Here is a 24,359-nt window from a genome sequence, read left to right on the forward strand (position 1 = left end):
ACAGATTGGGGAGAATTTATTGTGTCTTTATACATGTTAGTATCAACTTTTGCAGTGGCTTTTATCATCACGGTGATAGGTGTCCCACTATTTATACCATTTTTAGTGAAATTGAAATTCGGTCAAAGTATCAGGGATGAAGGACCGAAGATGCACGAAAAGAAATCAGGAACGCCAACTATGGGTGCAGTTGTTTTTATTACTGCTATGCTCATTAGCTTTTTGATTTTTTCATTCATCAGTGGTGAAGCTAGTGCGGCTACTTGGCTGCTATTTATCGCGCTGGCATTATTTGGCGCATTAGGTTTTCTGGACGACTATATCAAAGTAGTTCAAAAACGGAATCTAGGCCTCACTTCGAAACAAAAATTCTTAGGTCAAGTTGCGATTTCGATTTTATTTTATCTGGTGTATCATTTTAGTGATTTTGCCGAAACACTTAATATTCCATTTACGAATATAGAAGTGAATCTTGGGTGGTTCTTTGTTATCTTTATTTTGTTCTGGTTAGTTGGTTTCTCCAATGCAGTTAATTTAACAGACGGTTTAGACGGACTTGTTTCTGGTTTATCTGTGATTGCGTTCTCTGCTTTTGGTGTGATTGCTTTTTACCAAGAGCAGATGGATGTAGCGATTTTCTGTTTCGCGATTGTAGGCGGAATGCTTGCGTTTCTCCTATTTAATAAAAATCCAGCGAAGATTTTTATGGGAGATACTGGATCACTTGCGCTTGGTGGAAGTATTGCAGCAGTTTCCATCTTAGTACATCAAGAATGGCTATTACTTTTAATCGGAATTATTTTCGTAATCGAAACTGCGTCTGTTATTTTACAAGTTTTTTACTTTAAGGCAACAGGAGGAAAACGAATTTTCCGTATGACGCCAATTCATCATCATTTTGAGCTTGGTGGTTGGTCCGAGTGGCGTGTTGTTTTAACGTTCTGGGGAATCGGATTAATTGGCGCAATTATTTCAGTCTGTATCGTTATTTTTTAAATAAAGCGCCGTAATTTTTGCGGCAAAAGCGTCTCTAGTTGGCTGTTTTTTTTACAGAATCTGGTTGGCGCTTTCCGTCGTTTTTATGATTTTCATAGAATCGATCGCCAATTTTGATATAAATGGGGGAACCAAAGGAAATGAAAAAAATTGAAATGTACCATCACAAAAAAGTGCTTGTTTTAGGTCTTGCGAGAAGTGGTGTTAGCGCGGCAACAATTATGCATAAATTAGGAGCGTTTGTCACAGTAAATGATCAAAAGCCGTTTAGTGAAAATCCGGAAGCACAAGGCCTACTTGAGCAAGGGATTAAAGTTATTTGTGGATCGCATCCTATTGAGCTGCTTGATGAAGGATTCGAACTCGTAATTAAAAACCCGGGGATTCCGTACAACAACCCTATGATTGAAAAAGCGTTAAAACTTAAAATTCCAGTTATTACTGAAGTAGAATTAGCTTACCAAATTTCTGAAGCGCCGATAGTTGGTATTACTGGAACTAACGGGAAAACAACGACAACAACGATTATTCACCATATGTTAAATGCGCATAAAGAAAATAGCTCTTTACTTGCAGGAAACATTGGTTTTCCGGCATCGGCTGTTGCAGAAAACGCAACAAGCGATCAATACATTTCGATGGAATTATCTTCTTTCCAATTAATGGGGGTTGAAACATTTAAACCGCATATTTCTGTCATTACAAATATCTATGAAGCGCATTTAGATTACCATACAGATCGAAGTGAATACGTACAAGCAAAGTGGCACATTCAACAAAAACAAACAGCAGATGATTTCTTAGTAATTAATTGGGACCAAGAAGAATTGAAAAATTTAACCAAACAAACAAAAGCACAAGTTATTCCTTTTTCAACAACGCAACGCTTAGGGGAAGGAAGTTATGTCCAAAATGGCAATATTATGTTTGATGATGAAGTAATCGGTTCACGCGATAGCATTTTACTTCCTGGAGAGCATAATTTAGAAAATGTTCTAGCATCTGTTGCGGTAGCTAAAACTTTAGGTGTAACTAATGAGGAAATTATGCGTGTTTTAGAAACATTTAAAGGTGTAGAGCACCGGACTCAGTTTGTAGTGGAATGGCAAGATCGTAAATTTTACAACGATTCTAAAGCAACTAATATTCTTGCAACTCAAAGTGCGTTAAAAGGATTTAAAAATCCAGTTGTATTACTTGCTGGCGGATTAGATCGTGGAAACTCTTTTGACGAACTACTACCGTTTTTCAAAAATGTAAAATCACTTATTGTTTTTGGTGAAACGGCAGACAAGATTGGACGTGTTGGAAAAATTGCAGGAATTGAAGTGCATTATGTAGATAATGTAGAAGCTGCTGTTCCGGTTGCATATCGCGAGTCAGCACCAGGAGATATAATCTTACTTTCACCGGCTTGTGCAAGTTGGGATCAATACCGGACATTTGAAGTTCGCGGGAATGCCTACATGAACGCAATCAGTGAACTAATAGAAGAGGTGGAAAAATGAAAGTAGCAATAAGCGGTGGTGGCACTGGAGGGCACGTTTATCCAGCACTTGCTTTCATCAGAGAATTAAAAAAAATACATCCAGAAGCTGAATTTTTATATATTGGAACAGAAAAAGGTTTAGAAGCAGGAATCGTAAAACGAGAGGGTATTCCTTTTGAATCAATAGAAATTACTGGATTTAAGCGTTCATTATCGCTTGAAAATATCAAAACTGTCATGCGCTTTCTAAGTGGCGCTAAAAAAAGCAAGCAAATTTTACGTGAATTTAAACCTGATGTTGTAATTGGAACAGGAGGATATGTTTGCGGTCCTGTGGTTTATGCAGCAGCAAAATTAAAAATTCCCACTTTAATACACGAACAAAATAGTGTCGCTGGTTTAACCAATAAATTTTTAAGCCGCTATACAGATAAAGTTGCCATTTGTTTTGAAGAGGTAAGTGATTCGTTTGCTTCTGAGAAAATTGTTTTCACTGGAAATCCTCGTGCTTCGGAAGTAGTCGGCGTGGATGGTCTTGGCGCGCTAGAAGCATACGGGCTTGTTTCTGGGAAGCCTACTGTACTTGTTTTTGGAGGTAGCAGAGGTGCTCGAGGTGTGAACGAGGCAGTGGAAGCGATCTTGCCGGAATGGAACAAACGAGATTTTCAGTTATTGTATGTGACGGGAGATGTCCATTTCGAAAAAATGAAAGGTGCTTTAGCGGAAATGAACTTAGGAAGTCATATTAGTGTTCAACCATTTATTTATGATATGCCTAAGATTTTAAATGCCGTGACTCTTGTTATTTCTAGAGCAGGAGCGACCACATTAGCTGAACTTACAGCGCTTGGGGTACCTAGTATTTTAATACCGAGCCCTTATGTAACAGCGAATCATCAAGAATATAATGCACGTGCATTAGAAAAAAATAATGCGGCTGTAGTTATTACCGAACCTGAGTTAAAAGATACGGATTTAATGGCGACAGTAGATTCTATTTTAACAGACGAAGCAAAACTAAATAGTATGAAATTAAGTGCTAAACAAATGGGACGCCCAGATGCAGCTATAAAACTGGTAGAAGCAGTCCTAAGTATTATGAAATAAATTGCAGAAAGGAGCGAATAAAATGGCTGAAAACAAACGAGTAATTTCCATCGAAAACCGTATACCTGAATTAAAAAAATACCGCAAAAAAAAGTTAATAAGACATTTAGCCATTTTAATCGGAATTTTTGCGATTTTAATCTTAATTACACTTTATTTCCTTTCCCCACTGAGCAAGCTAGATAAAATTGCAGTAAGTGGGAATAAACAATTAACTGAAAATGAAGTGCGTAAAGAAAGTGGGCTTACTATCGGTGAATTTATCCTTGGAATAAGAAATGGAAAAACAGAAGAAACGCTCGAAAAAAATACATTAATTAAAAATGCAACAGTTTCCAAAGTGGGCTTAAATGATGTGAAAATTAATATTACAGAATATAAAACTATTGGCTACCAACAAAATAATGGTAAATACTATGATGTGCTTGAAAATGGTATTATGCTAAAAGACCAACCGAGACAATTTCCAATAGGAAACGATTTACTGTTCCAAAATTTTAAAAATGGAAAAACACTCGGAAAAATGGTAGAACAAATTAATAAACTTCCAAAAGATGTAGTAAATTCCATTTCCGAAGTGATTTATAGTCCGACAAAAACGGATAAAAGTCATATTAAATTATATATGAATGATGGAAATCAAGTCTCAGCAGATATAAGTAGTTTTGCAGAAAAGATGCAGCATTATCCAGCAATTGTCGCTCAACTAGCGAAGGGACAAAAAGGCGTAATTGATATTGAAGTAGGTTCATATTTCCAAAGTTACTATCAACAAAATGCCGAAAAAAAAGCTACCGAAGAAAAAGATGCAGAGAAGAAAAAAGAAAACGAATAAACTCTTTGTTTCTTCTCTCGTATTTTGAGGAAACAATAGATTAACAGATATGTCAAAAAGATGACAAAATGATAACCTACAAGCGTGTGACGCCAACACTTGTTCGCTTTTTGAATAAAATGAAAAAAATATCTTAAGAATTTGCCAAAAATTGTTCTTTGTGCTTTTATTACCTTCTTTCTTAGTGTAGACTGTAAATAAGTGATTTTGTATGTTAGGCAGAATGGGGAATCATTCTACACTAACACCATATAAATAAAGAAGTAACATGGTTTTTTTAAGCAAGTTAAAAAACCGGCTTTGCTCGGTATAAAAATGAAATATGATACTTTAAATGACTAGAATAAAAGGAGGTGCCGATAAATGGGTGATAGCGAAATTTATGTAAGTTTAGACATTGGAACAGCTTCTGTAAAAGTAATCATCGCGGAAATGGCTGACGATAGACTCAATATTATCGGTGTTGGGAATGTCGAGTCATCCGGAATAAAAAAAGGGATTATTATCGACATAGACAAGACTGTAGAATCCATTAAAAAGGCAATTGAACAAGCAGAGAGAATGGTTGGCGTTGAAATTTCTCAAGTGATTGTTGGGGTAGTATCGAGTCAAGTGCATTTAGAAGCTTGCAGAGGAATTGTGGCAGTAGGTAGCGAAAATCGTGAAATCACAGATGATGATGTCTGGAATGTGATGGATGCTGCTCAAGTCGTTCCTCTATCTCCTGAACGAGAAATTATTAATACTATTCCAGATCAATTTGTTGTGGATGGTTTAACAGGAATTACAGATCCACGTGGAATGATTGGTGTTCGTCTAGAAATGGAAGGCACACTAATTACAGGTTCAAAAACAATTTTACATAATACGTTACGTTGTGTAGAACGTGCTGGTCTCGAGATTTCTGATATTGCTTTACAACCGCTTGCTGAGGCTTCTATTTCTTTATCAGAAGATGATAAAGAATTTGGTACTGCTCTTGTGAATATTGGTGCAGGAACGACAACTATTAGTGTGTTTGAGCAAGGTAGGTTAACATACACTGGTGTTATTCCAGTAGGTGGAGATAATATCACAAAAGACTTATCTCTCGGACTAAACACATCTACTGCCAATGCAGATCGTGTTAAATTAGAACACGGTTATGCATTTTATGATGATGCTTCTCCTGATGAAGTTTTTGCAATTGATGTTATCGGTAGTGACCAAAAACAACATTTCACACAAGTAGAAGTAGCAGATATTATTGAAGCGCGTATGGAAGAAATTTTCCAATTAGTTGTGGAAGAACTGAATCGAGTAGGTAAAACGCATCTTCCAGGAGGCTATGTATTAACTGGTGGCTCAATGGCGATTCCAGGAGCTATTGATTTAGCTGGAAAAACGTTGGCAGCACATGTTAGACTGGCGATTCCTGATTATATCGGTGTTCGCGAACCATCCTTCACAACTGCAGTAGGCTTAATTAAATATGCTTATCAAATGGCTGAATTAGAAGGTCGTGATGTAAGTAGTACTGCTAGTGAGCCGCGTTATGATGACGAAGCACCAAAACCAAAACAACCTAAACAAAAACCAAAAAAATCAGATGACGAAAAAGTATCAACGAAAATGAAGAATTTTTTCGGCGCATTTTTTGAATAAAAGCGAATAGCTGGTAAGTCAGCAAGAAAAACGAATCGTATAAATCGGCAAATAGGAGGCAATAATATGTTAGAATTTGACACTAGTTCAGAAAGTTTGGCAACAATTAAAGTAATCGGTGTTGGCGGCGGCGGTAACAACGCTGTAAACCGTATGATTGAGCATGGTGTTCAAGGAGTAGAATTTATCTCCGTTAATACAGACGCTCAAGCACTTAATTTAGCAAAAGCAGAAACAAAATTACAAATCGGTACAAAATTAACGCGTGGTTTAGGCGCGGGAGCTGTACCTGAAATTGGTAAAAAAGCAGCAGAAGAGAGTCGCGAACAAATTGAAGAAGCATTAAAAGGCTCTGATATGGTATTCGTAACTGCTGGAATGGGCGGCGGAACTGGAACTGGTGCTGCACCTGTTATCGCTCAAATCGCTAAAGAAATGGGCGCTCTAACTGTAGGTGTTGTTACACGACCATTTGGTTTTGAAGGACCGAAACGTACGAAACAAGCCCTAACTGGAACAGAAGCAATGAAAGAAGCGGTGGATACTTTAATTGTTATCCCCAACGACCGTTTACTTCAAATTGTGGATAAAAATACGCCAATGCTGGAAGCTTTCCGTGAAGCAGATAATGTTTTACGTCAAGGTGTACAAGGTATTTCTGATTTGATTGCCGTTCCTGGTTTAATTAACTTAGACTTTGCCGATGTAAAAACAATTATGACTAACCGTGGTTCTGCACTTATGGGTATCGGGATTGCAACTGGTGAAAACCGTGCCGCTGAAGCTGCCAAAAAAGCTATTTCTTCGCCACTTCTTGAAACTTCTGTTGATGGAGCTAAAGGCGTCCTAATGAATATTACTGGTGGATCTAACCTTAGTCTTTATGAAGTACAAGAAGCAGCAGAAATCGTATCAAGTGCATCAGATGAAGATGTAAACATGATTTTCGGTTCTGTTATTAACGACGAATTAAAAGATGAACTGATTGTAACTGTTATTGCAACAGGTTTTGATGAAGAAAAGCAAGCGCAACAACAAGCGCAAGCAAATCGCCGTCCAAATCAATCTATTCAAGTAAATCGTCCAAGCTATGCTGTGCAAGATGAACCACAAAATGATTACGCGCAAAATGCACCACAGCAAGCAAATGCACCAGTTCATGAACAACAAGCTGAACCACAACAAAATAGTTCAGACGTTGATGTACCTGCATTTATCCGTAACCGTAACCGTCGCGGATAATACTTATAACATAATTTCACCCGGCCACTTTGGAAGCATTGCCAAGTGACCGGGTATCTGATTATAACAAGAAGCGTTTTAATTTAAGCGCTTCGGGAATTATATAAGGTGATTAAATAAATGACAAAACAAGCTAATTTAGAAAAAGTAACCGCACAAATTGAGCGTGTCTGTGAAGAAAGTAATCGTGCCCCGGAAGACGTAACATTAGTAGCTGTTACAAAAACAATTGATGTAACTGGAATTACAGAACTGTATGATTTAGGTATCCGCCATTTTGGTGAAAATCGTGCAGATGTTTTCCTAGAAAAAACAGTAGAACTTGCAGATAAAGGTGACATTAGTTGGCATTACATTGGATCTTTACAAACGCGTAAAGTCAAAGATGTTTTACCAAAAATTGATTATTTGCATTCGCTTGACAGAGCATCACTTGCAAAAGAAATTGAAAAGCGTGCTAATAAACCAGTGAAATGTTTTCTTCAAGTGAATATTTCTGGTGAGGAGAGCAAACATGGCTTTTCTAAAAAAGAGGCGCTAGCTTTTTTACAAGAATCAGATTTCAACTTTATTGAAGTTGTTGGATTAATGACAATGGCACCTATTACAAATAGTGACATAGAGCTGCATCACGTATTTCATGAGTTAAAGCAATTGCAGCAAGAAATTCATGCGCTTCAGTTAAAAAACATTCCGTGCACTGAGTTGTCTATGGGGATGACGAACGACTATGGGATTGCGATTACAGAAGGTGCAACATTTATACGAGTAGGAAGAGCTTTGGTGAGTGACGATAATATGGAGGTGTAACAAATGGGACTATCGAATAAATTTAAGTCATTCTTTTTCTTAGATGAAGAAGAGGAATATTATGAAGAGGAAGTAGCGAGGGAACCTGAACCTATGCAAAAGAAAACGAAGAAAGAAAAACCAAATAAAAATCGTTTTTATGCGGTTGAAGAAGAAGATGCGAAGGTGGTCAGTATGCAGGGAGCTCAGTATTCTAGTCGTATGGTACTCGCAGAACCGCGAGTATATGCAGAAGCCCAAGAACTTGCGGACTATTTAAAAGATTATAAAACAGTAGTTGTAAACTTACAACGCATTAGCCACGACCAAGCAACACGTATTGTTGATTTCTTAAGCGGTACAGTTTATGCATTGGGTGGAGATATTCAACGTGTTGGAAATAATATTTTCTTATGTACTCCAGATAATGTGGAGGTAAATGGCTCGATTTCCGAAATGCTTGATGAACAAAACTTTATGTGATGAATTAGAGGTGTAAACTAGATTGCAAAGTATTTTATATCAAGTGGTGGAAGTCATTTTATTTATTATTAGATGGTTGCCAACACTAATGTTTATTTATTTCTTGATGAGCTGGTTTCCAGGTGCAAGAGAGTCAAAAATCGGCCAATTTTTAGCTCGTATTTTTGAACCGATTTTAGAGCCTTTTAGAAGAATTATTCCGCCGATTGGTATGTTTGATATTTCGTCCCTTGTGGCTTATTTCATTTTCCAATATGCGATGAGAGTTTTAACAGGTTTAATTCAAGTGTATGTCATTCCAATGTTATTTTAAAAAGCGCACCCGTTTTGATATGGGTGGCTTTTTTTATCAAGAAGCAAGATTAGCTTAGTAGCAGCTGGTTTCATGGTATAATTGGGCTAAAGAATCGGAACGGATTGAAAGGGAGAAATTATAATGGATGGAATTTATCAGCATTTTCGCGCGGAAGAATACGCATTTATTGATAAAATTTTAGGAGTTACGATGCAAGTTGAAAATGAATATACACCGCAACTAACGGATTTTTTGGACCCGAGGCAACGTTATATTACCGAGACAGTTATTGGAGGTTATGAGCATATTGGCGTCCAGTTTTTTGGTGGGGTGCCGCACGCGGAACGCCGCCGTGCACTGATTTATCCAGATTATTATACACCAACAGAAGCTGACTTTGAGATTGCTTTATTCCATATTCGCTATCCGGTGAAATTTACGACGCTCACACATCAAAAAATCCTCGGAACATTGATGTCGCTTGGAATGAAACGCGATATTTTTGGAGATATTTTAAATAATGGCACTGAATGGCAGCTGTTAGTAGAAAGTACGATGAAGGATTATTTAACATTACAACTTGAAAAAATCGGTAAAGTAAATGTGATGTTAGAAGAAACTGATTTGGCGAATGCTGTGTATGCGCCAGTTGTTTGGGAAGAAATGGGCCTAACCGTTTCTAGTATGCGACTTGATGTGATTATTAGTAGTGCGCATCATATCTCTAGGCAGAAGGCGAAACAACTAGTCACCGCGGGACTTGTTAAAGTGAACTGGAAAACAGTAGAAAATCCTGATTTCGAATGTGAGGAAGAAGACGTATTATCGGCTCGTGGATATGGACGAGTGAAAGTATTATCAACTGGCGGTAGAACGAAAAAAGATAAAATTCGGATAGAAATTGGGTATTTAAAATAAAAACGAAAGCAGTTGCTGCTTTCGTTTTTTTGGCTAGCTTAATTGGAGCATTCTTTCTAAGGCTTTTAACGCAAATTTGGTTGTATGTTCATCCACTTTGATTTGATTTCTTTGTTCGCCGTTTTGAATAGCTTCGAGTGTCCAAAGTAAATGAGGTAAGTCGATTCGATTCATTGTCATACACGGACACATAAAAGGGTTGAGCGAGACGATTTTTTTATCTGGATTTTCTTGAATAATGCGACCGACCAGATTGGCTTCTGTGCCGACAGCCCATTCGGTGCCAGGTGCTGCATTGCTTATTTCTGTTACAATTTTTTTCGTTGAACCAGCGTCATCTGCTAGTGAAACGACTTCATGGGTACATTCAGGATGAACAATAATTCGCATGTTAGGATGATTTTTACGAATGTTTTCGATATTTTTAACTGTAAAATGTTGGTGGACGGAGCAGTAGCCTTTCCATAAAATTACTTTACAATCAGCTAGATTACCGTCATATTCCAGTTCGTTTTTTATCGGATTCCAAATGGCCATATGTTCTAACGGAATGCCTAGTTCAAAAGCTGTATTCCGACCTAGATGCTGGTCTGGAAGAAAGAAAATCCGCTCTTTTTGCTGAAGCGCCCATGAGACAATCTTAGTTGCATTACTGGATGTAACTGTTGTACCACCATGCTCGCCAACGAAGGATTTAATTGCAGCCGTGGAATTAATATAAGTGACTGGCAAAATAGTATCACCAAACAGATGTTGTAGTTTGGGCCAAGCGTTGGTTAATTGGTGAATATCTGCCATATCCGCCATCGAACAACCAGCTCGCATATCCGGTAACGTCACAATCTGCTCATTTGTCGTGAGCATATCTGCTGTTTCAGCCATAAAATGAACGCCACAAAAAACGATATGTTTTGCTTTTTTATTATTTGCAGCTATTTGTGCTAACTGTAAAGAGTCACCAATTGCATCTGCAAAAGGAACGACTTCATCTTTTTGATAATGGTGGCAAGGAATAAAAAGGTCTTCGCCAAGTTGCGCTTTGATTTCTGTGACACGAGTTATCATTTCTTGTGGGGTCATATGTTTATAACGAGCCGGCATCGTATCTTGTTCTACAGTCTCTAGTAAATTCATGCTTTTATACCTCCTTTGCTATTAAAACTAATATCAAGGGCAGAAACAGAATGTGTTAATGACCCTAAAGAAATATAATTCGCACCAGAACCTTTATAATGATTAATATTATCTAAAGTGATATTACCGGAAATCTCCGTAGTAATGTGGTCTGGCACTAGTTTAACAAGTTGTTTGATTTCTTCTGGTGTGCGGTTATCAAACATAATGATGTCTGCACCAGCTTGAACGGCTTCTTTTACTTGTGAGGCAGTTTCTGTTTCGACTTCGATTTTTACCATATGTCCCAGTTTTTCACGAGCGATAGAAACAGCTTCGGTTATACCACCAGAGAAGGCGATATGGTTATCTTTTAGCATGACCCCGTCGTACAGACCATTTCGATGGTTAAAGCCACCACCGCTCTGTACGGCGTATTTATCGAAGGTACGGAGACCGGGTGCTGTTTTTCTTGTATCGCAAATTCGGATCGTCGAATCGTCTAACTGTTTTATGGCAATATGGGTTTGGGTGGCAATACCGCTCATTCGCTGCATTAAATTTAAAATAACACGCTCGCCGGAAAGTAAAGTGCGAACTGGGGCCGAGACAGTCGCGATAATGTCTCCTTTTTTAATTGTGTCACCATCTTTTTTTACAGCTTCAAAATGCACGTTTCCACCAAGAATTTCATATACTAATGGCGGGATAGCGATGCCACAAAGAATACCTGTTTCCTTCGCTATAAAAACACCTTCTCCCATCGTTTCACTGGAGAAAATACTATCTGAACTTAAATCATGCTGACCAATATCTTCTAATAAAAATGCTTGAATTGCTTGATTCATAAGTATTGAGTTCATTTCGTTACTCCTTTTAAAATTCTATGTGCGCCAAGGCTTTCAGTTCGTTTTAGGGCGCTTTCGGCAATTAATTTTGAGGTAATAATCATATGACTTATTTCAGCTGTTTCTCTCGTATGGTTAGCGTAATCAAATGTTTCTAACCAATGGAGAAATTCCGTGATTTTCTCAGGTTTTCGTGTAATTCCTAATGTTTCCCAGATTTTTTCTTGGAGTTGTTGTTTTTCAGGTAAATGGGGCGTTGTTGTTTGATAAGTGGGGGGATTCTCTGGAACTATTATTCGGTTGGTTTTTTGCGTGCGAATATATTCAGCAACTTTTTCACCAAAAACAAGTGTTTCAAGAAGGGAGTTGCTGGCGAGACGATTGGCGCCGTGTACACCTGCATTTGCCACTTCTCCAATGGCATAAAGATGAGGGATATTCGTCTTGCCGTTCAAATCAGTTCGAACACCACCCATTAAAAAATGCGCACCTGGATGAACGGGAATTCGTTTAGTTTCGCGAAATGGCACTTGGTGTTCGTCTAAACTGGTTGTAATTGCAGGAAATCGCTTTTCAAAATGAGCCACTTTGGTTATATCAAGAAACACTTGGTCACCCCGTTCAATTTCTTCAAAAAGTGTGGCTGCAACGATATCACGTGGAGCAAGATCTGCTAGTGGATGCACGGTTTCCATAATAGCCGAACCATCTGCGCGAATAAGTGTAGCTCCTTCGCCACGAACTGCCTCAGAAATTAAACCATGACAACGTCCGTTTAGAAAAAGCAAGGTTGGATGAAACTGAATAAATTCCATGTCGGATAGTGTCGCACCAGCTCGGTAAGCAAGAGCCAAGCCGTCTCCAGAAATAGTTGCAGCATTAGTGGTTACAGGAAAAAGTTGTCCGAGTCCGCCACTCGCTAAAATAATATGTTCGCCGTAATAAGTATGTAGTTGGTTTTCTTTATCTAAACAATGAACACCAATCGCTTTACCGTCATGTTTAATAATCTCTATAGCCATTTTTTGCTCTTGCCAGTTAACCTTTGTCAATTTTTCTTGTAAAAATGTAGTAAGAAATTTGCCGGTTTGATCCCCTCCAGAATGCAAAATACGAGGCAGTTGGTGCGCGCCTTCTAATCCAAGTGAAAGTTCGCCATCTTTTTCGTCAAAAGTCATTCCTTCTTTTATTAATTTTTGGATCACAATCGGTCCACAAGTCACAAGTTGGTTTACAGCGCGAACTTTATTATGAAAACAGCCAGCTTGAAAGGTATCGCTAAAATGTTTTTTTGGTGTATCGCTTTTTGATATAGCCGCGGCGACACCACCTTGAGCGAGCATAGAGTTACTTTCTTCTTTATGACCTTTTGTGATTATTGTCACATCATAGTCCTGCATTAATCTGAGGGCAGCAGTGCAACCTGCGATACCGCTCCCAATGATAATCACTCGTTCTTTTGTCATTGTTTCCACCTCTTGCATAGTAGGGTCGATTAATTGTATACTTCTTAGTGAATATACAGTTGTCTTGTCATCTATAATCACATAAAATCAAACTAAATTCAAGTATAAAATTTTAAGGGAGAGATAAAGAGATGATTTACTTTGACCATGCAGCAACTACGAAAATGAGTGAAGCTTCCTTACAAGTTTTTATGGATGCCTCGCGAGAATTCTTTGCTAATTCGGAGAGTTTACATGATGCTGGGACGAAATCGGCAGCCCTTTTAGAAAAATGCCGGGAAAATTTTGCTGAGTTATTACAAGTTCCAAACCGCGGGATTTTATTTACGAGTGGTGGAACAGAAAGTAACCAAATCGCCATCCAAACGCTAATCCATACAACTGATAAGAAAGAAGTGCTTGTAAGTCCGCTGGAACACGCTTCTGTTTGGCAGCAACTAATGGCACTCGAACAAGCGGGAAAGTGTCGCATTAAAGCATTACCAGTTGATTCGTTTGGGCAAGTAAATCCAGCTACTTTAGAAAAAATGATTTCTGCTGAGACTGGGCTTATTATTATTCAACATGTTAATTCGGAAATCGGAACCATCCAACCAATCGCGGAACTAGCTCACATTGCTAAAAAAGCAGGTGTCTTTTTTCATACCGACATTGTTCAATCCTTTGGAAAACTTGATTTAGAATTAAGCGATGTCACTAGTTTTAGTATTTCATCGCATAAAATTTATGGACCAAAAGGGGCTGGAATCCTTTTTATGAAACCAGATTCTCCCTTGCAGGTAGTTTTGCCAGATGTACATCATGAATTTGGCTTTAGACCGGGGACGGTAAATGTTCCAGCTATTGCTGCCTTTACAACTGCCGCCTATGATATAATAGAAAATAGAGAACAAGAAGCGATTAGAGCTATGAAACTAAAAGCTGCGATTTGCGACACATTAGAAGCGCGAGTAGAAGTGGAAGGTGGACCCAATACATCGCCGTATATTTTAGGACTTACTTTGCCAAATATGCAAGGTCAGGAAGCGTTACTTGCTTTAAACGAAGCAGATATTCAAATCTCGACGACGAGTGCATGTAGTTTACGTGATTTAGCTCCGTCCAGAACATTAATTGCTACTGGAAAAACAACAGAAGAAGCAAACCGTTTTATCCGGCTATCTTTTGGAAAAGAAAATGAATTAAACGATAGTGCTATTTTTAAGGAAGAAATCGATAAATTACTACGAAAAAGGTGATAAGATGAAAAAAATATTAGGTGATACGCGTAGGCAAATGATTTTAAAATGGCTGAAAGAAGCCGAGGTACCAATTTCTGGAAATCAATTAGCGCAGAAAACAAATGTTAGCCGCCAAGTGATTGTTCAAGATATTTCTTTGTTAAAAGCTGGCAATGAACCAATTATGGCTACTCCACAAGGTTATATTTATGCGAACGAGACGAGTTATACAGGTGAAAGGCGCGTTATTGCTGTAAAACACACGAAAGAGCAAGCTGCCGAGGAACTAAATATTTTGGTGGATCACGGTGTTTCCATTATTGATGTGATTGTGGACCATCCAATATACGGCGAAATCACTGCTTCACTGCATTTAAAAAGCCGTTTTGATGTAGAAAAATTTGTGCGGAAATTGCAAACAACAGGAGCGGTCATGCTTTCTGGTTTAACGGATGGAACACATTTACATACGATTGAAGCAGATACGAAAGAACAATTAGAGCAAGCGATTAAAGCGCTAGATAAAGCAGGATTTTTAATCTAACCATTTTTCAATATAAATTCTAGGAAAAAGCTAGTAACTATGATAGAATGTATGTTAGGTATTTATAAACAAATAGTCGTATGGAGGTGCTAGATATGCCATTATCGCCGCTGGATATACATAACAAAGAGTTTACCCGTGGTTTTAGAGGTTATGACGAAGACGAAGTAAATGACTTCCTCGATCAAATCATTAAAGATTATGAACAAGTTATTAAAGAGAAAAAGCGTATTGAGGACACTTTAAATAATAGTGAAGAACGTTTAGGTCATTTTACAAACATTGAAGAAACATTAAACAAATCATTAATCGTGGCACAAACAGCTGCCGAAGAAGTGAAAGCTTCCGCTGAAAAAGAAGCAAAACTTATTATCCGTGAAGCTGAAAAAAATGCAGATCGAATTTTAAGCGACTCACTTTCTAAAGCGCGCAAAATCGCGATTGAAATTGAAGACCTAAAACGCCAATCTAAAGTATTCCGTGAGCGTCTGCGTATGTTAGTAGAAGCGCAAATGGATTTAATTAAAAGTGAAGATTGGCAGCAAATGATGGCTTATGATGTAGATGCAACAGAACTAGCGTCTATTAAAGAAGTCGAAGCTGCTGAATCAGAAGAACGTTAAAAACGATTATAAGAGACAAGTAAATTTTTTAGATATAGGATACAAAGCGAGTTGGTGCAAGGTGCGAGACCAGCTATCCTCTAAAAAATCGAAATCACTCTTTAGTTCTAACCCGAAAAAGCAACTGCTTGAGTAAGTGTTAGCGCGAGCCGGCGTTATGGCTTTAATGAAGTGGGCAAGCAATTAACATGCATGTCAACAAGGGTGGTACCGCGAATCTCGTCCCTTTTTTGGGAGAGATTTTTTTGTGTTTAAAAATAAAGATTTAAAGGAGAATAAAACATGGAATATAAAGATACGTTATTAATGCCAAAAACAGATTTTCCAATGCGTGGAAATTTGCCAAACAAAGAACCTGAATGGCAAGCAAAATGGGAAGAAGAAAAACTATATGAGAAAATCCAAGAAAAAAATGCTGGACGCAAGGCGTATATTTTGCATGATGGGCCTCCTTATGCAAACGGTGAGCTTCATATGGGTCATGCTCTAAACAAAACAATCAAAGATATTATTGTTCGTTATAAATCAATGGCTGGCTTCAGCTCTCCGTATGTTCCTGGTTGGGACACACATGGACTGCCAATCGAAACAGCTATCGCCAAAAAAGGTGTTAAACGGAAAGAAATGTCTATCGCTGAATTCCGTAAACTATGTGCTGAATATGCAATGACGCAAGTAGACGGTCAACGTACAGGATTCAAACGTCTTGGAATTAACGGCGACTGGGAAAATCCTTACATTACACTTTTACCAGAATACGAAGCAGAGCAAATCAAAGTCTTCGGTGAAATGGCGAAAAAAGGTTACATTTATAAAGGTAAAAAACCTGTTTATTGGTCTCCTTCTAGTGAATCTGCACTTGCAGAAGCAGAAATCGAATATCAAGATAAAAAATCTGCTTCGATTTTCGTGGCTTTCAAAGTAACAGACGGAAAAGGTGTACTAGATGAAGGAACGAATATCGTTATCTGGACAACAACTCCTTGGACAATCCCTGCAAACATGGGTATTACTGTTAACCCTGATTTGGACTATGTAGTAATTGAATCTGCGGGTGAAAAATATGTTGTAGCAGAAGCACTTTTACCAAGTTTACGTGAAAAACTAGGCTTTGAAGATGCGACAGTTGTTAAAACAGTTCGTGGTTCTGAGCTTGACCGCGTTGTAACTAAACACCCATTCTATGACCGTGATTCCTTAGTAATGAACGGCGAACATGCCACTGCTGAAGCCGGAACGGGTGCGGTTCATACGGCTCCTGGACACGGGGAAGATGACTTTTTAATCGGGAAAAAATACGATTTGGAAATTCTTGCTCCACTAGATGATCGTGGCGTATTTACAGAAGAAGCTCCAGGATTTGAAGGCGTATTTTACGATACAGCGAATAAAATGGTGACAGAAAAACTAGAAGAAGTGGGCGCATTACTAAAAATGGAATTTATCACTCACTCTTATCCACATGATTGGCGTACAAAAAAACCAGTTATTTTCCGTGCTACAGCGCAGTGGTTTGCTTCGATTGATGCATTCCGTGATGATTTACTCGCAGCTGTTAAAGGTGTCAACTGGACTCCTGCTTGGGGCGAAACACGTCTATTCAATATGGTTCGCGACCGCGGCGACTGGGTTATTTCTCGTCAACGGGCGTGGGGCGTTCCGCTACCTATTTTCTATGCGGAAAACGGGGAAGCGATTATCACTGACGAAACAATCAACCATATTTCAGAACTATTCCGTGAGCATGGTTCGAACGTTTGGTTTGAACGCGATGTGAAAGATTTATTACCAGCTGGGTTTACGCATCCAGGTAGCCCAAATGGAGAATTTACAAAAGAAACGGATATTATGGATGTTTGGTTTGATTCTGGTTCAAGTCATCAAGCCGTATTAAACGCTCGTCCAGAATTAAGTCGTCCAGCTGATTTATATATGGAAGGCTCTGACCAATATCGTGGTTGGTTTAACTCATCCCTAACAACAGCTGTAGCAATTACTGGCGAAGCGCCTTACCGTAACGTGCTGAGTCATGGTTTTGCACTTGATGGGGAAGGCCGTAAAATGAGTAAATCACTTGGAAATACTCTTCTTCCAGGCAAAGTAATTAAACAACTTGGTGCGGATATTGTTCGCCTTTGGGTGGCTTCTGTGGATTATCAAGCTGATGTTCGTGTTAGTGATGAAATCTTAAAACAAGTATCCGAAGTGTACCGTAAAATCCGTAACACAATGCGTTTCTTACTAGGAAATATCAATGACTTTAATCCAACTACTAACAGTGTTTCTTATGAAAACTTACGTGAAGTAGATAAATACATGCTGATTAAATTAAATGATTTAGTGAAAAATGTGAAGGATAGCTATGAAGCGTTTGAATTCTCTACTATTTACCACCAAATCAATAATTTCTGTACAGTAGAATTAAGCCAATTTTATATGGACTTTGCCAAAGATGTTGTTTACATTGAAGCAGCGGATAGTCATGATCGTCGTGCTATGCAAACAGTCTTTTATGAAGCAGTTGTTACTTTAACCAAACTACTTGCTCCAATTTTACCGCATACGACAGAAGAAGTTTGGAATAGCTTGATTGGTGAGGGCGCGGAAAGTATTCATTTACAAGACTTACCAGATGTAAAAGTATTAGCTGATAGTGAAGAAATTACTGCGAAATGGGACGCGTTCATGCAAATCCGAGATAACGTTCAAAAAGCTTTAGAATTCGCTCGTAACGAAAAATTAATCGGTAAATCAATGCTTGCTAAAGTAACTTTATATTTAGACGGCGAAGCGAAAACACTATTTGATTCTTTAGAAGGCGATTTTGCACAACTATTCATCGTTTCTGATTTTGAACTAGTGGAAGGTTTAGAAAATGCGCCAGAATCTGCATTTAAATCAAATCAAGTAGCTGTTCAAATTACTGTAGCAGAAGGCGAAACTTGTGAACGTTGCCGTGTAGTGAAAAAAGATGTAGGCGTAAATCCAAAACATCCAACACTTTGTGGCCGCTGTGCTGATATTGTTGTAAAACACTACGAAGCTTAATGCTCGCTTGGGGAAAATCCTAGTAGTTTAAAAAGGAGGTTCCCCAAGCTTTTTTAATTTAAGATGTGGTATTATAGACGTAATTCCAAATAAAGGAGGTTGCTTGAAGGAATGGCAACAATTCACTTTACAAAAGTACATGGTTCGCAAAACGATTTTTTCTTAGTTGATGAAGAAGAAAATCAAATTATGGATTGGTCGGATACGAAACGTGCTGATTTTGCAATAAAGCTTTGTGATAGAGCGCATTCGCTTGGTGGGGCAGATGGTATTTTATATGTCACAAAAAGTAATGAAGCTGGACCAATTGGCCAAATGCGTGTCGTTAACTCGGATGGATCGATTGCTTCAATGTGCGGCAATGGCTTAAGAACAGTAGCTCGCTATTTACTTGAAAAGCACGCATTAACAGAAGCAAAAGTCGAAACAATGAAAGCGATACTGGATGTCAAAAAAGCAACTTCACTTGGTTTTGATATACCAACGTATCAAGTCGAAATTTCTCCAGTTAAATTTAATGCAGAAAGTTTACCAATGAATGTCGGTATGGAAAAATTATTTAATCAAGTCGTTCCTGAACTAGATTCGGAATTAGCTTTTTCTGCTGTGTCGGTGCCAAATCCACACTTGATTACCTTTGTGGACCAAACTGTGTTAGACTCGGATAAACAAGCAACATTAGCGAGTTATTTAAACAGCGAAAATCCTTATTTTCCTGATGGCGTCAATGTTAGTTTTGTGAAACGTTTAAGCGATGATGCAATTTATGTGCGGACATTTGAACGCGGCGTTGGTTTTACGAATGCTTGCGGAACAGCGATGTCGGCTTGTAGTTTAATTAAAAAAATATTAGACCAGGATACTTTTGAAACGCCACTTAATGTTTATAATGATGGTGGGCGGGTGCAAGTGACTGCCAAAAAAGACGAAGCTGGTGAAATTTCGCTACAATTAATTGGTAATGCAACATTTGTTAGTACGGGATCAGTTAGCTACGAAAGAGACACTGTAACTGAACTTACAAATGAAGCGACACCGGAACAAGCGCAGTATCAAGAACTTGTAAAAGAAGTAAAGCAATTTTTAAAAACAACCGAATGAAAAGGAGTTAACCATGAATACAAATCGAAAAAAAGCGACACCATTATTCGTTATTGGCGGATTTTGTCTGATTTTATTTATTACAATCGCCGCAGCCATTGCAACAGAAAGTAACTGGGTAGCGCGTTTTGACCTAAGTTGGATTGAAAAGATTCGTGGCGGGATTCAACCTGATAAAACAGCTATCGTTAAACTAGTGACCAATTTAGGTAGTGCAGAAACAACGATTATTTTAACGATTGTAGTCGTTCTTATCTTATTCTTTTTACGAAAATTTGTTGTCGGACTATGGTTTGGTGGAACGATGCTCGCTTGTGGTGTTGTCCTTAATCTAGTTTTGAAAACATTAGTTGCTCGTACACGTCCAGATAGCGTTAACTGGTTAATAGAGGAATCTGGTTTTAGTTTCCCTAGTGGACACGCGACTGCTACGGCTGTTTTCTATGGCCTTGCAGCGATGTTCTTAATTTTCACAGTGCCAAAAATGTGGCAAAAAATCATTATCGGAATTATCGGCTATGGATTTATCTTGTTTGTAATGTATACACGTGTTTATTTAGGCGTGCATTTCCCAACAGATGTACTAGGTGGATTTTTCCTTGGTACAGCTTCTGTGCTTATTTCTTTAGGCGTTTATTTCTTAGTTCGTAAACCATTACATAATTTACTTGTGAAATGGCGTATTAAAGATAGAAGTATTATCGATTAATAGAAAACCTTGTTATAAGAATTAACTTATAGCAGGGTTTTTTAGTCAATAAACTGAATACTCTATTTTGTAACCGTGCGACTTTTTCACTTGATTTATTTGTCCGTTGGCGTTAATATATAAGTGTTGCAGGAAGTATATTTATGTATTAGCAAGGATATTGATGTAAATGAGTATCTTTACTAATATGTGAATTTTGTAATTGAAAAAATGATTAGCTTGTTGTTAACATCTTTTTCGTTAGTAAAAGAAACATATTAAGAAAATTTTTGGAGGTTTGTGAAATATGCAAACAGGTACAGTTAAATGGTTTAATAGTGAAAAAGGTTTCGGTTTCATCGAAGTAGAAGGCGGAGATGATGTATTCGTACACTTCAGCGCTATCGAAGGTGAAGGATTCAAAACTTTAGACGAAGGTCAAAGCGTTGAATTTGAAATCGTTGAAGGTCAACGTGGCCCACAAGCAGAAAAAGTTACTAAACTTTAATCTGATCACGTTAAACTAATAAAACACGCAGTGGACTTCTTAGGGAGAAGCCTGGCTGCGTGTTTTTTTATTTTAGATAAATTCGGTAAGTTTTAATTTCAAAAGGAGTAATGGCAAATGTTGTTGTTTCAAGAGTTGTTTCGTTTTCCTCCAGTAAGTTACATTCTGTGATGGAAGTAATAGCATAATCGCTAGTTAATGTCACTTCGCCGTGTGTACCTGCGAATTCATGCAGTCGGATGATAAGACCATTACCGTCCTCAGCTTGTTTGACGCTATCAATCATCACATAAGGATTAGTAACTTGGAAAAGCGAGAATGATTCGATTTCTCCGTTAGATGTGAAAATCGGGTTGTTTAATTCCCAAGCAGTTTGGACTGTTTCTCCGTCTAAGAAATCTCCTTGATGTGGAAAAAGCGAATACGTAAACTGGTGAAGGCCTAAATCGGCTTCTGGGTCAGGGTATCCAGCTGCTTTGAGTAAGGTTAGTCGAATTGTCGAGTCTTTAATATCATAGCCGTATTTGGAATCATTTAACAAACTGACACCGTAATTCTTTTCAGAAAGATCGGCCCACTGATGTCCAACTGTTTCAAAACGAGCATAATCCCAGCTTGTGTTCCAGTGCGTCGGTCGTTTGACATTACCAAATTGAATATCATAACTAGCTTCACTGGCATGAACGGAAACAGGGAAAGCGACTTTAAGCAACTGGTTACGGTCACGCCAATCCACCTCTGTTTCAAATCTGATTTCAGGGCTCTCATGGTAAAAATGAATCCACTGTGTAATTTGTGATTTCTCTGAATGAAGCACTTGTTTAATAGTGAGCTCAAGTGGTCCATTATTGATTACTTCAAAAGAATCTAATGTGGTTATTTCCTTTTGTTTTTCTTGATAAAATAAATCAATATCCCAGGCATCATGCCACATCGGCTTATCTTCAAATAATTGAAATATATTACCTCGCGCGTTTTCTGCTAATACTTGACGGTTATTTTTTTTGTCAAAAATGGATGTGAATTGGCCGTTTTCATTCCAAGTTATTTGATAATAGGGTGTTTCTAATTGCTTGTCTTTGTAAGTGAAAGGCGATTTTGCTAGCTCATCAGTTGCTTCTTTAACGGAAACACTTGTGGCACCGAGCGCTGGCAAGTTATGGTGCTGGATGAGCCACGCGCCATTTGCTAATTTTTGTGCAGGGAGGTGCTTGTTTTTTTGATCATAAAAGGATAAGTTACTAGCGGGATTATCGGATTTAATTTCGATATAGCGCGGCCGATTCCAAGTGGAACTATTCCATAGCGTTATTTTTTCAGAAGCTTGCTGGGTTAATTTTTCCAGTTGTTTAGAGATAATCGCATTATTTTCGGTGAATGCTTCAGTATACTCAATTAGCGCATCATCATATACTTCTTTGATGGAAGAGCCAGGAATAATATCGTGAAACTGATTTCGAAGTAGTATTTGCCAAATGTTCGCTAATTTTTCAGTTGGATAAGTAGTTCCTTCTTTTAGGTTCGCTAAAACAGAAAGCCATTCGCTATTTCTTAAACCAAGCTCGATTTTACGGTTCATTTTTTTCGTGAAGGCTTGGCTAGTGTAAGTTCCGCGGTGGTATTCAAAGTAAAGTTCCCCGTTCCAAGTGTGGACATATTGATCAGTGCTCTGAATCGTTTCATGTAAATTATTGAAATAATCGGTAGCACTTTTTGGTTTTACTTCAGGGATTCCTGGCATTTTATCATAGCGACGACGCATCTCAAGCATTTCGCGATTTACTCCGCCCCCTCCATCGCCGTAACCGTAAGCAAGTAATAATTCTTGGTTTATTTCTTTATCTTGGTATTTATCCCAAAGTCCCACCAGTTCACGCGCGGTCATTTTACCATTATAAGTAGAAATTCGGCTGTTTTTTTCTGGTGCAGTGATGAAGTGAGTTAGGATTTCTGTACCGTCAATACCGCGCCACTGGAACGTATCATGTGGCATACGATTATATTGATTCCAACTAATTTTAGTCGTCATAAAAGTTTTGATGCCTGATTTACGGAGAATTTGTGGCAAGGCCCAGCTATAACCAAACACATCAGGAAGCCATAAAAAACTAGAAGGTTTGCCAAACTCCTCGCGTAAAAATTTCTGACCGTAGAGCATTTGTCTGACGAGTGATTCTCCACTAGGGATATTACAATCGGCTTCAAGCCACATTCCGCCATCAGCTTCCCAGTTTCCTTCCTCGATTTTAGCTTTTATTTTGGCATAAATTTCTGGATAATCTTCTTTGATGTAGGCGTATAGTTGGGGCTGTGACTGTAAAAATAAGTATTCAGGATAATCTTCCATTAAATGGAGCACGGTCGAGAATGATCGTGCTGCTTTTTCTCGGGTATGTTTTAAACGCCATAGCCATGCTACATCAATGTGGGTATGTCCAACTGCTGCCACTTTGATAGGAAAGTTTTTCGGCATTTCTTTTAGTGCTGCTTGCAAGATTCGGTTAGCGTCTTCCATGGAGGCAAGATTTTGGTTAGAGCCTGGTGTTCCCCAATCAATCGCTAGGTAAGCGCGGTTAATAGCTTGAAGTAGGGGAGCGTGCGTCGGATTATTTTCTTCCAATTGATCGAGTGTTTTTAAGGTAGCTTTACTCGTGAAATATAAATCGTCAATCACGAGGTTTAAATAACCGATAAATGCTTCTTTTAAGTAATGTGTTTGGATGGAAGGAATGCCGCCACCTTCAAGACCAGACCACAAACGAAAGACAAGTTCGGTTGTTTTTCCAGCAAAACTATCTGGGAAAAGAACTTCTTGATGATTTTGGTCGACGCCTTGGAGTGGTTCGCCGTTTACGAATAATAAGGATTCAAAACCAGAATTATGACCGTCGCCGGTATTGCCAAAATCAAAGTAACCGATTAAGCGAGTACCTTCTTTGGCACTGGGGAAGGTAATCGTTGTTTTTAACCAGACGTAGCGATCGCGGCCGGCCCAGTTTTCTCCAATGTTTAATTCGTTATCATAAATGACAGTTTTAGGGCGCGCTGCAATGTTTCCGTCCTTATCCTCAGCTGCTTGGAATTTCTGAATCCGATGCGTTTTTTCATAGCGGTAAAGTGCGACTTCATCGAGTCTGCCGCGTAATTTATCTTTTGTGAAAAACATCTATATACTCAAATCCTTTCTTTTTGTCTAGAACGATTTCAATATATCATAGCGGGAAAAGAAGTCAATTTGGCTTTTGAAAGGAATTTAACAGGGTCGTTTTTCTCATCTTTAGAGCGGTAAGGAATAAGCTTTTTCTAAATGGACAAATCAAGGGAAAATGGATTATTCATAGTAGTTTTTGGCGTAGCATTGCAATTCGCTTTAGCCCTTACTATACTTAGCTTGAAAGCGAA

General features: G+C 38.4%; 21 protein-coding genes and 1 other annotated feature. Of the genes, 17 read left to right on the forward strand and 4 right to left on the reverse strand.

Features of this window, described 5'->3' with window-relative positions; all coding sequences use genetic code 11:
• Positions 1 to 21: 21 nt before the first annotated feature.
• The 10 genes from mraY (at position 22) to HCB45_RS00540 (ending at position 9,798) form a co-directional block, all read left to right on the forward strand.
• Entirely contained in the window at positions 22 to 996 is a 975-nt protein-coding gene (gene mraY / locus HCB45_RS00495; protein WP_185618274.1) for a phospho-N-acetylmuramoyl-pentapeptide-transferase, read from the forward strand.
• Positions 997 to 1,136: 140 nt separating this feature from the next.
• On the forward strand, positions 1,137 to 2,504 hold the full coding sequence (gene murD / locus HCB45_RS00500; RefSeq protein ID WP_185319219.1) for a UDP-N-acetylmuramoyl-L-alanine--D-glutamate ligase: 1,368 nt from the start codon (positions 1,137 to 1,139) through the stop codon (positions 2,502 to 2,504).
• On the forward strand, positions 2,501 to 3,592 hold the full coding sequence (murG, locus tag HCB45_RS00505) for an undecaprenyldiphospho-muramoylpentapeptide beta-N-acetylglucosaminyltransferase (RefSeq protein ID WP_185319218.1): 1,092 nt from the start codon (positions 2,501 to 2,503) through the stop codon (positions 3,590 to 3,592). Before murD ends, murG begins: the two co-directional genes overlap by 4 nt.
• A gap of 22 nt (positions 3,593 to 3,614) precedes the next feature.
• Positions 3,615 to 4,427 carry a cell division protein FtsQ/DivIB gene (locus HCB45_RS00510; protein WP_185618276.1) on the forward strand — a complete coding sequence of 271 codons (813 nt, stop codon included), beginning with the start codon at positions 3,615 to 3,617 and terminating at the stop codon, positions 4,425 to 4,427.
• A 363-nt stretch (positions 4,428 to 4,790) separates the two neighbouring features.
• A complete protein-coding gene (gene ftsA / locus HCB45_RS00515) occupies positions 4,791 to 6,071 on the forward strand; it encodes a cell division protein FtsA (protein ID WP_185319216.1) in 1,281 nt (426 codons plus the stop codon).
• Between the two features lie 66 nt (positions 6,072 to 6,137).
• A complete protein-coding gene (gene ftsZ, locus HCB45_RS00520; protein ID WP_185618278.1) occupies positions 6,138 to 7,313 on the forward strand; it encodes a cell division protein FtsZ in 1,176 nt (391 codons plus the stop codon).
• A gap of 120 nt (positions 7,314 to 7,433) precedes the next feature.
• Positions 7,434 to 8,123, forward strand: a complete 690-nt coding sequence (locus HCB45_RS00525) for a YggS family pyridoxal phosphate-dependent enzyme (protein WP_185319215.1) — start codon at positions 7,434 to 7,436, stop codon at positions 8,121 to 8,123.
• Between the two features lie 3 nt (positions 8,124 to 8,126).
• Positions 8,127 to 8,585, forward strand: a complete 459-nt coding sequence (locus HCB45_RS00530; RefSeq protein WP_185319214.1) for a cell division protein SepF — start codon at positions 8,127 to 8,129, stop codon at positions 8,583 to 8,585.
• Between the two features lie 22 nt (positions 8,586 to 8,607).
• Positions 8,608 to 8,898 (forward strand): YggT family protein, encoded by a 291-nt coding sequence (locus HCB45_RS00535; protein WP_003728826.1) that lies wholly within the window; start codon positions 8,608 to 8,610, stop codon positions 8,896 to 8,898.
• 123 nt (positions 8,899 to 9,021) lie between these two features.
• The gene (locus tag HCB45_RS00540; protein WP_185618280.1) at positions 9,022 to 9,798 is read left to right on the forward strand and encodes a YlmH family RNA-binding protein; all 777 of its coding nucleotides are present in this window, start codon (positions 9,022 to 9,024) and stop codon (positions 9,796 to 9,798) included.
• A 33-nt stretch (positions 9,799 to 9,831) separates the two neighbouring features.
• Here the strand turns inward: HCB45_RS00540 and nadA are convergent, their stop codons facing one another.
• The 3 genes from nadA to nadB are packed head-to-tail and all read right to left on the reverse strand — an operon-like array spanning position 9,832 to position 13,225.
• Positions 9,832 to 10,932, reverse strand: coding sequence for a quinolinate synthase NadA (gene nadA / locus HCB45_RS00545; protein WP_185319212.1), 1,101 nt, complete (start codon positions 10,930 to 10,932; stop codon positions 9,832 to 9,834).
• Positions 10,929 to 11,774 carry a carboxylating nicotinate-nucleotide diphosphorylase gene (gene nadC / locus HCB45_RS00550; protein WP_185618283.1) on the reverse strand — a complete coding sequence of 282 codons (846 nt, stop codon included), beginning with the start codon at positions 11,772 to 11,774 and terminating at the stop codon, positions 10,929 to 10,931. The genes nadA and nadC overlap by 4 nt, the downstream gene beginning before the upstream one ends.
• Positions 11,771 to 13,225 (reverse strand): L-aspartate oxidase, encoded by a 1,455-nt coding sequence (gene nadB / locus HCB45_RS00555; protein WP_185618285.1) that lies wholly within the window; start codon positions 13,223 to 13,225, stop codon positions 11,771 to 11,773. Before nadB ends, nadC begins: the two co-directional genes overlap by 4 nt.
• A gap of 131 nt (positions 13,226 to 13,356) precedes the next feature.
• On the opposite strand from nadB, the gene HCB45_RS00560 reads away from it, so the two are divergent.
• From HCB45_RS00560 to cspB, 7 genes are all read left to right on the forward strand, one after another.
• Complete coding sequence (locus tag HCB45_RS00560) at positions 13,357 to 14,463, forward strand: IscS subfamily cysteine desulfurase (RefSeq protein ID WP_185618287.1); 1,107 nt, start codon at positions 13,357 to 13,359, stop codon at positions 14,461 to 14,463.
• Between the two features lie 4 nt (positions 14,464 to 14,467).
• Positions 14,468 to 14,989 carry a transcription repressor NadR gene (locus HCB45_RS00565; RefSeq protein WP_185319208.1) on the forward strand — a complete coding sequence of 174 codons (522 nt, stop codon included), beginning with the start codon at positions 14,468 to 14,470 and terminating at the stop codon, positions 14,987 to 14,989.
• Between the two features lie 95 nt (positions 14,990 to 15,084).
• Complete coding sequence (gene divIVA, locus HCB45_RS00570; protein ID WP_003725769.1) at positions 15,085 to 15,612, forward strand: septum site-determining protein DivIVA; 528 nt, start codon at positions 15,085 to 15,087, stop codon at positions 15,610 to 15,612.
• Positions 15,609 to 15,842 (forward strand) — a binding site (T-box leader). (Overlaps the previous gene by 4 nt.)
• A 52-nt stretch (positions 15,843 to 15,894) precedes the next feature.
• A complete protein-coding gene (gene ileS / locus HCB45_RS00575; protein WP_185618289.1) occupies positions 15,895 to 18,660 on the forward strand; it encodes an isoleucine--tRNA ligase in 2,766 nt (921 codons plus the stop codon).
• Positions 18,661 to 18,771: 111 nt separating this feature from the next.
• A complete protein-coding gene (gene dapF, locus HCB45_RS00580; protein ID WP_185618291.1) occupies positions 18,772 to 19,761 on the forward strand; it encodes a diaminopimelate epimerase in 990 nt (329 codons plus the stop codon).
• Between the two features lie 13 nt (positions 19,762 to 19,774).
• The gene (locus tag HCB45_RS00585; RefSeq protein ID WP_185319205.1) at positions 19,775 to 20,470 is read left to right on the forward strand and encodes a phosphatase PAP2 family protein; all 696 of its coding nucleotides are present in this window, start codon (positions 19,775 to 19,777) and stop codon (positions 20,468 to 20,470) included.
• A 286-nt stretch (positions 20,471 to 20,756) separates the two neighbouring features.
• A complete protein-coding gene (gene cspB, locus HCB45_RS00590) occupies positions 20,757 to 20,957 on the forward strand; it encodes a cold-shock protein CspB (protein WP_003723180.1) in 201 nt (66 codons plus the stop codon).
• A 67-nt stretch (positions 20,958 to 21,024) separates the two neighbouring features.
• On the opposite strand, the gene HCB45_RS00595 is transcribed toward cspB, so the two are convergent.
• Positions 21,025 to 24,123 (reverse strand): alpha-mannosidase, encoded by a 3,099-nt coding sequence (locus tag HCB45_RS00595; RefSeq protein ID WP_185618293.1) that lies wholly within the window; start codon positions 24,121 to 24,123, stop codon positions 21,025 to 21,027.
• Positions 24,124 to 24,359 lie beyond the last annotated feature (236 nt).

It is taken from the genome of Listeria farberi (assembly GCF_014229245.1).
Classification (GTDB): Bacteria; Bacillota; Bacilli; order Lactobacillales; family Listeriaceae; genus Listeria; species Listeria farberi.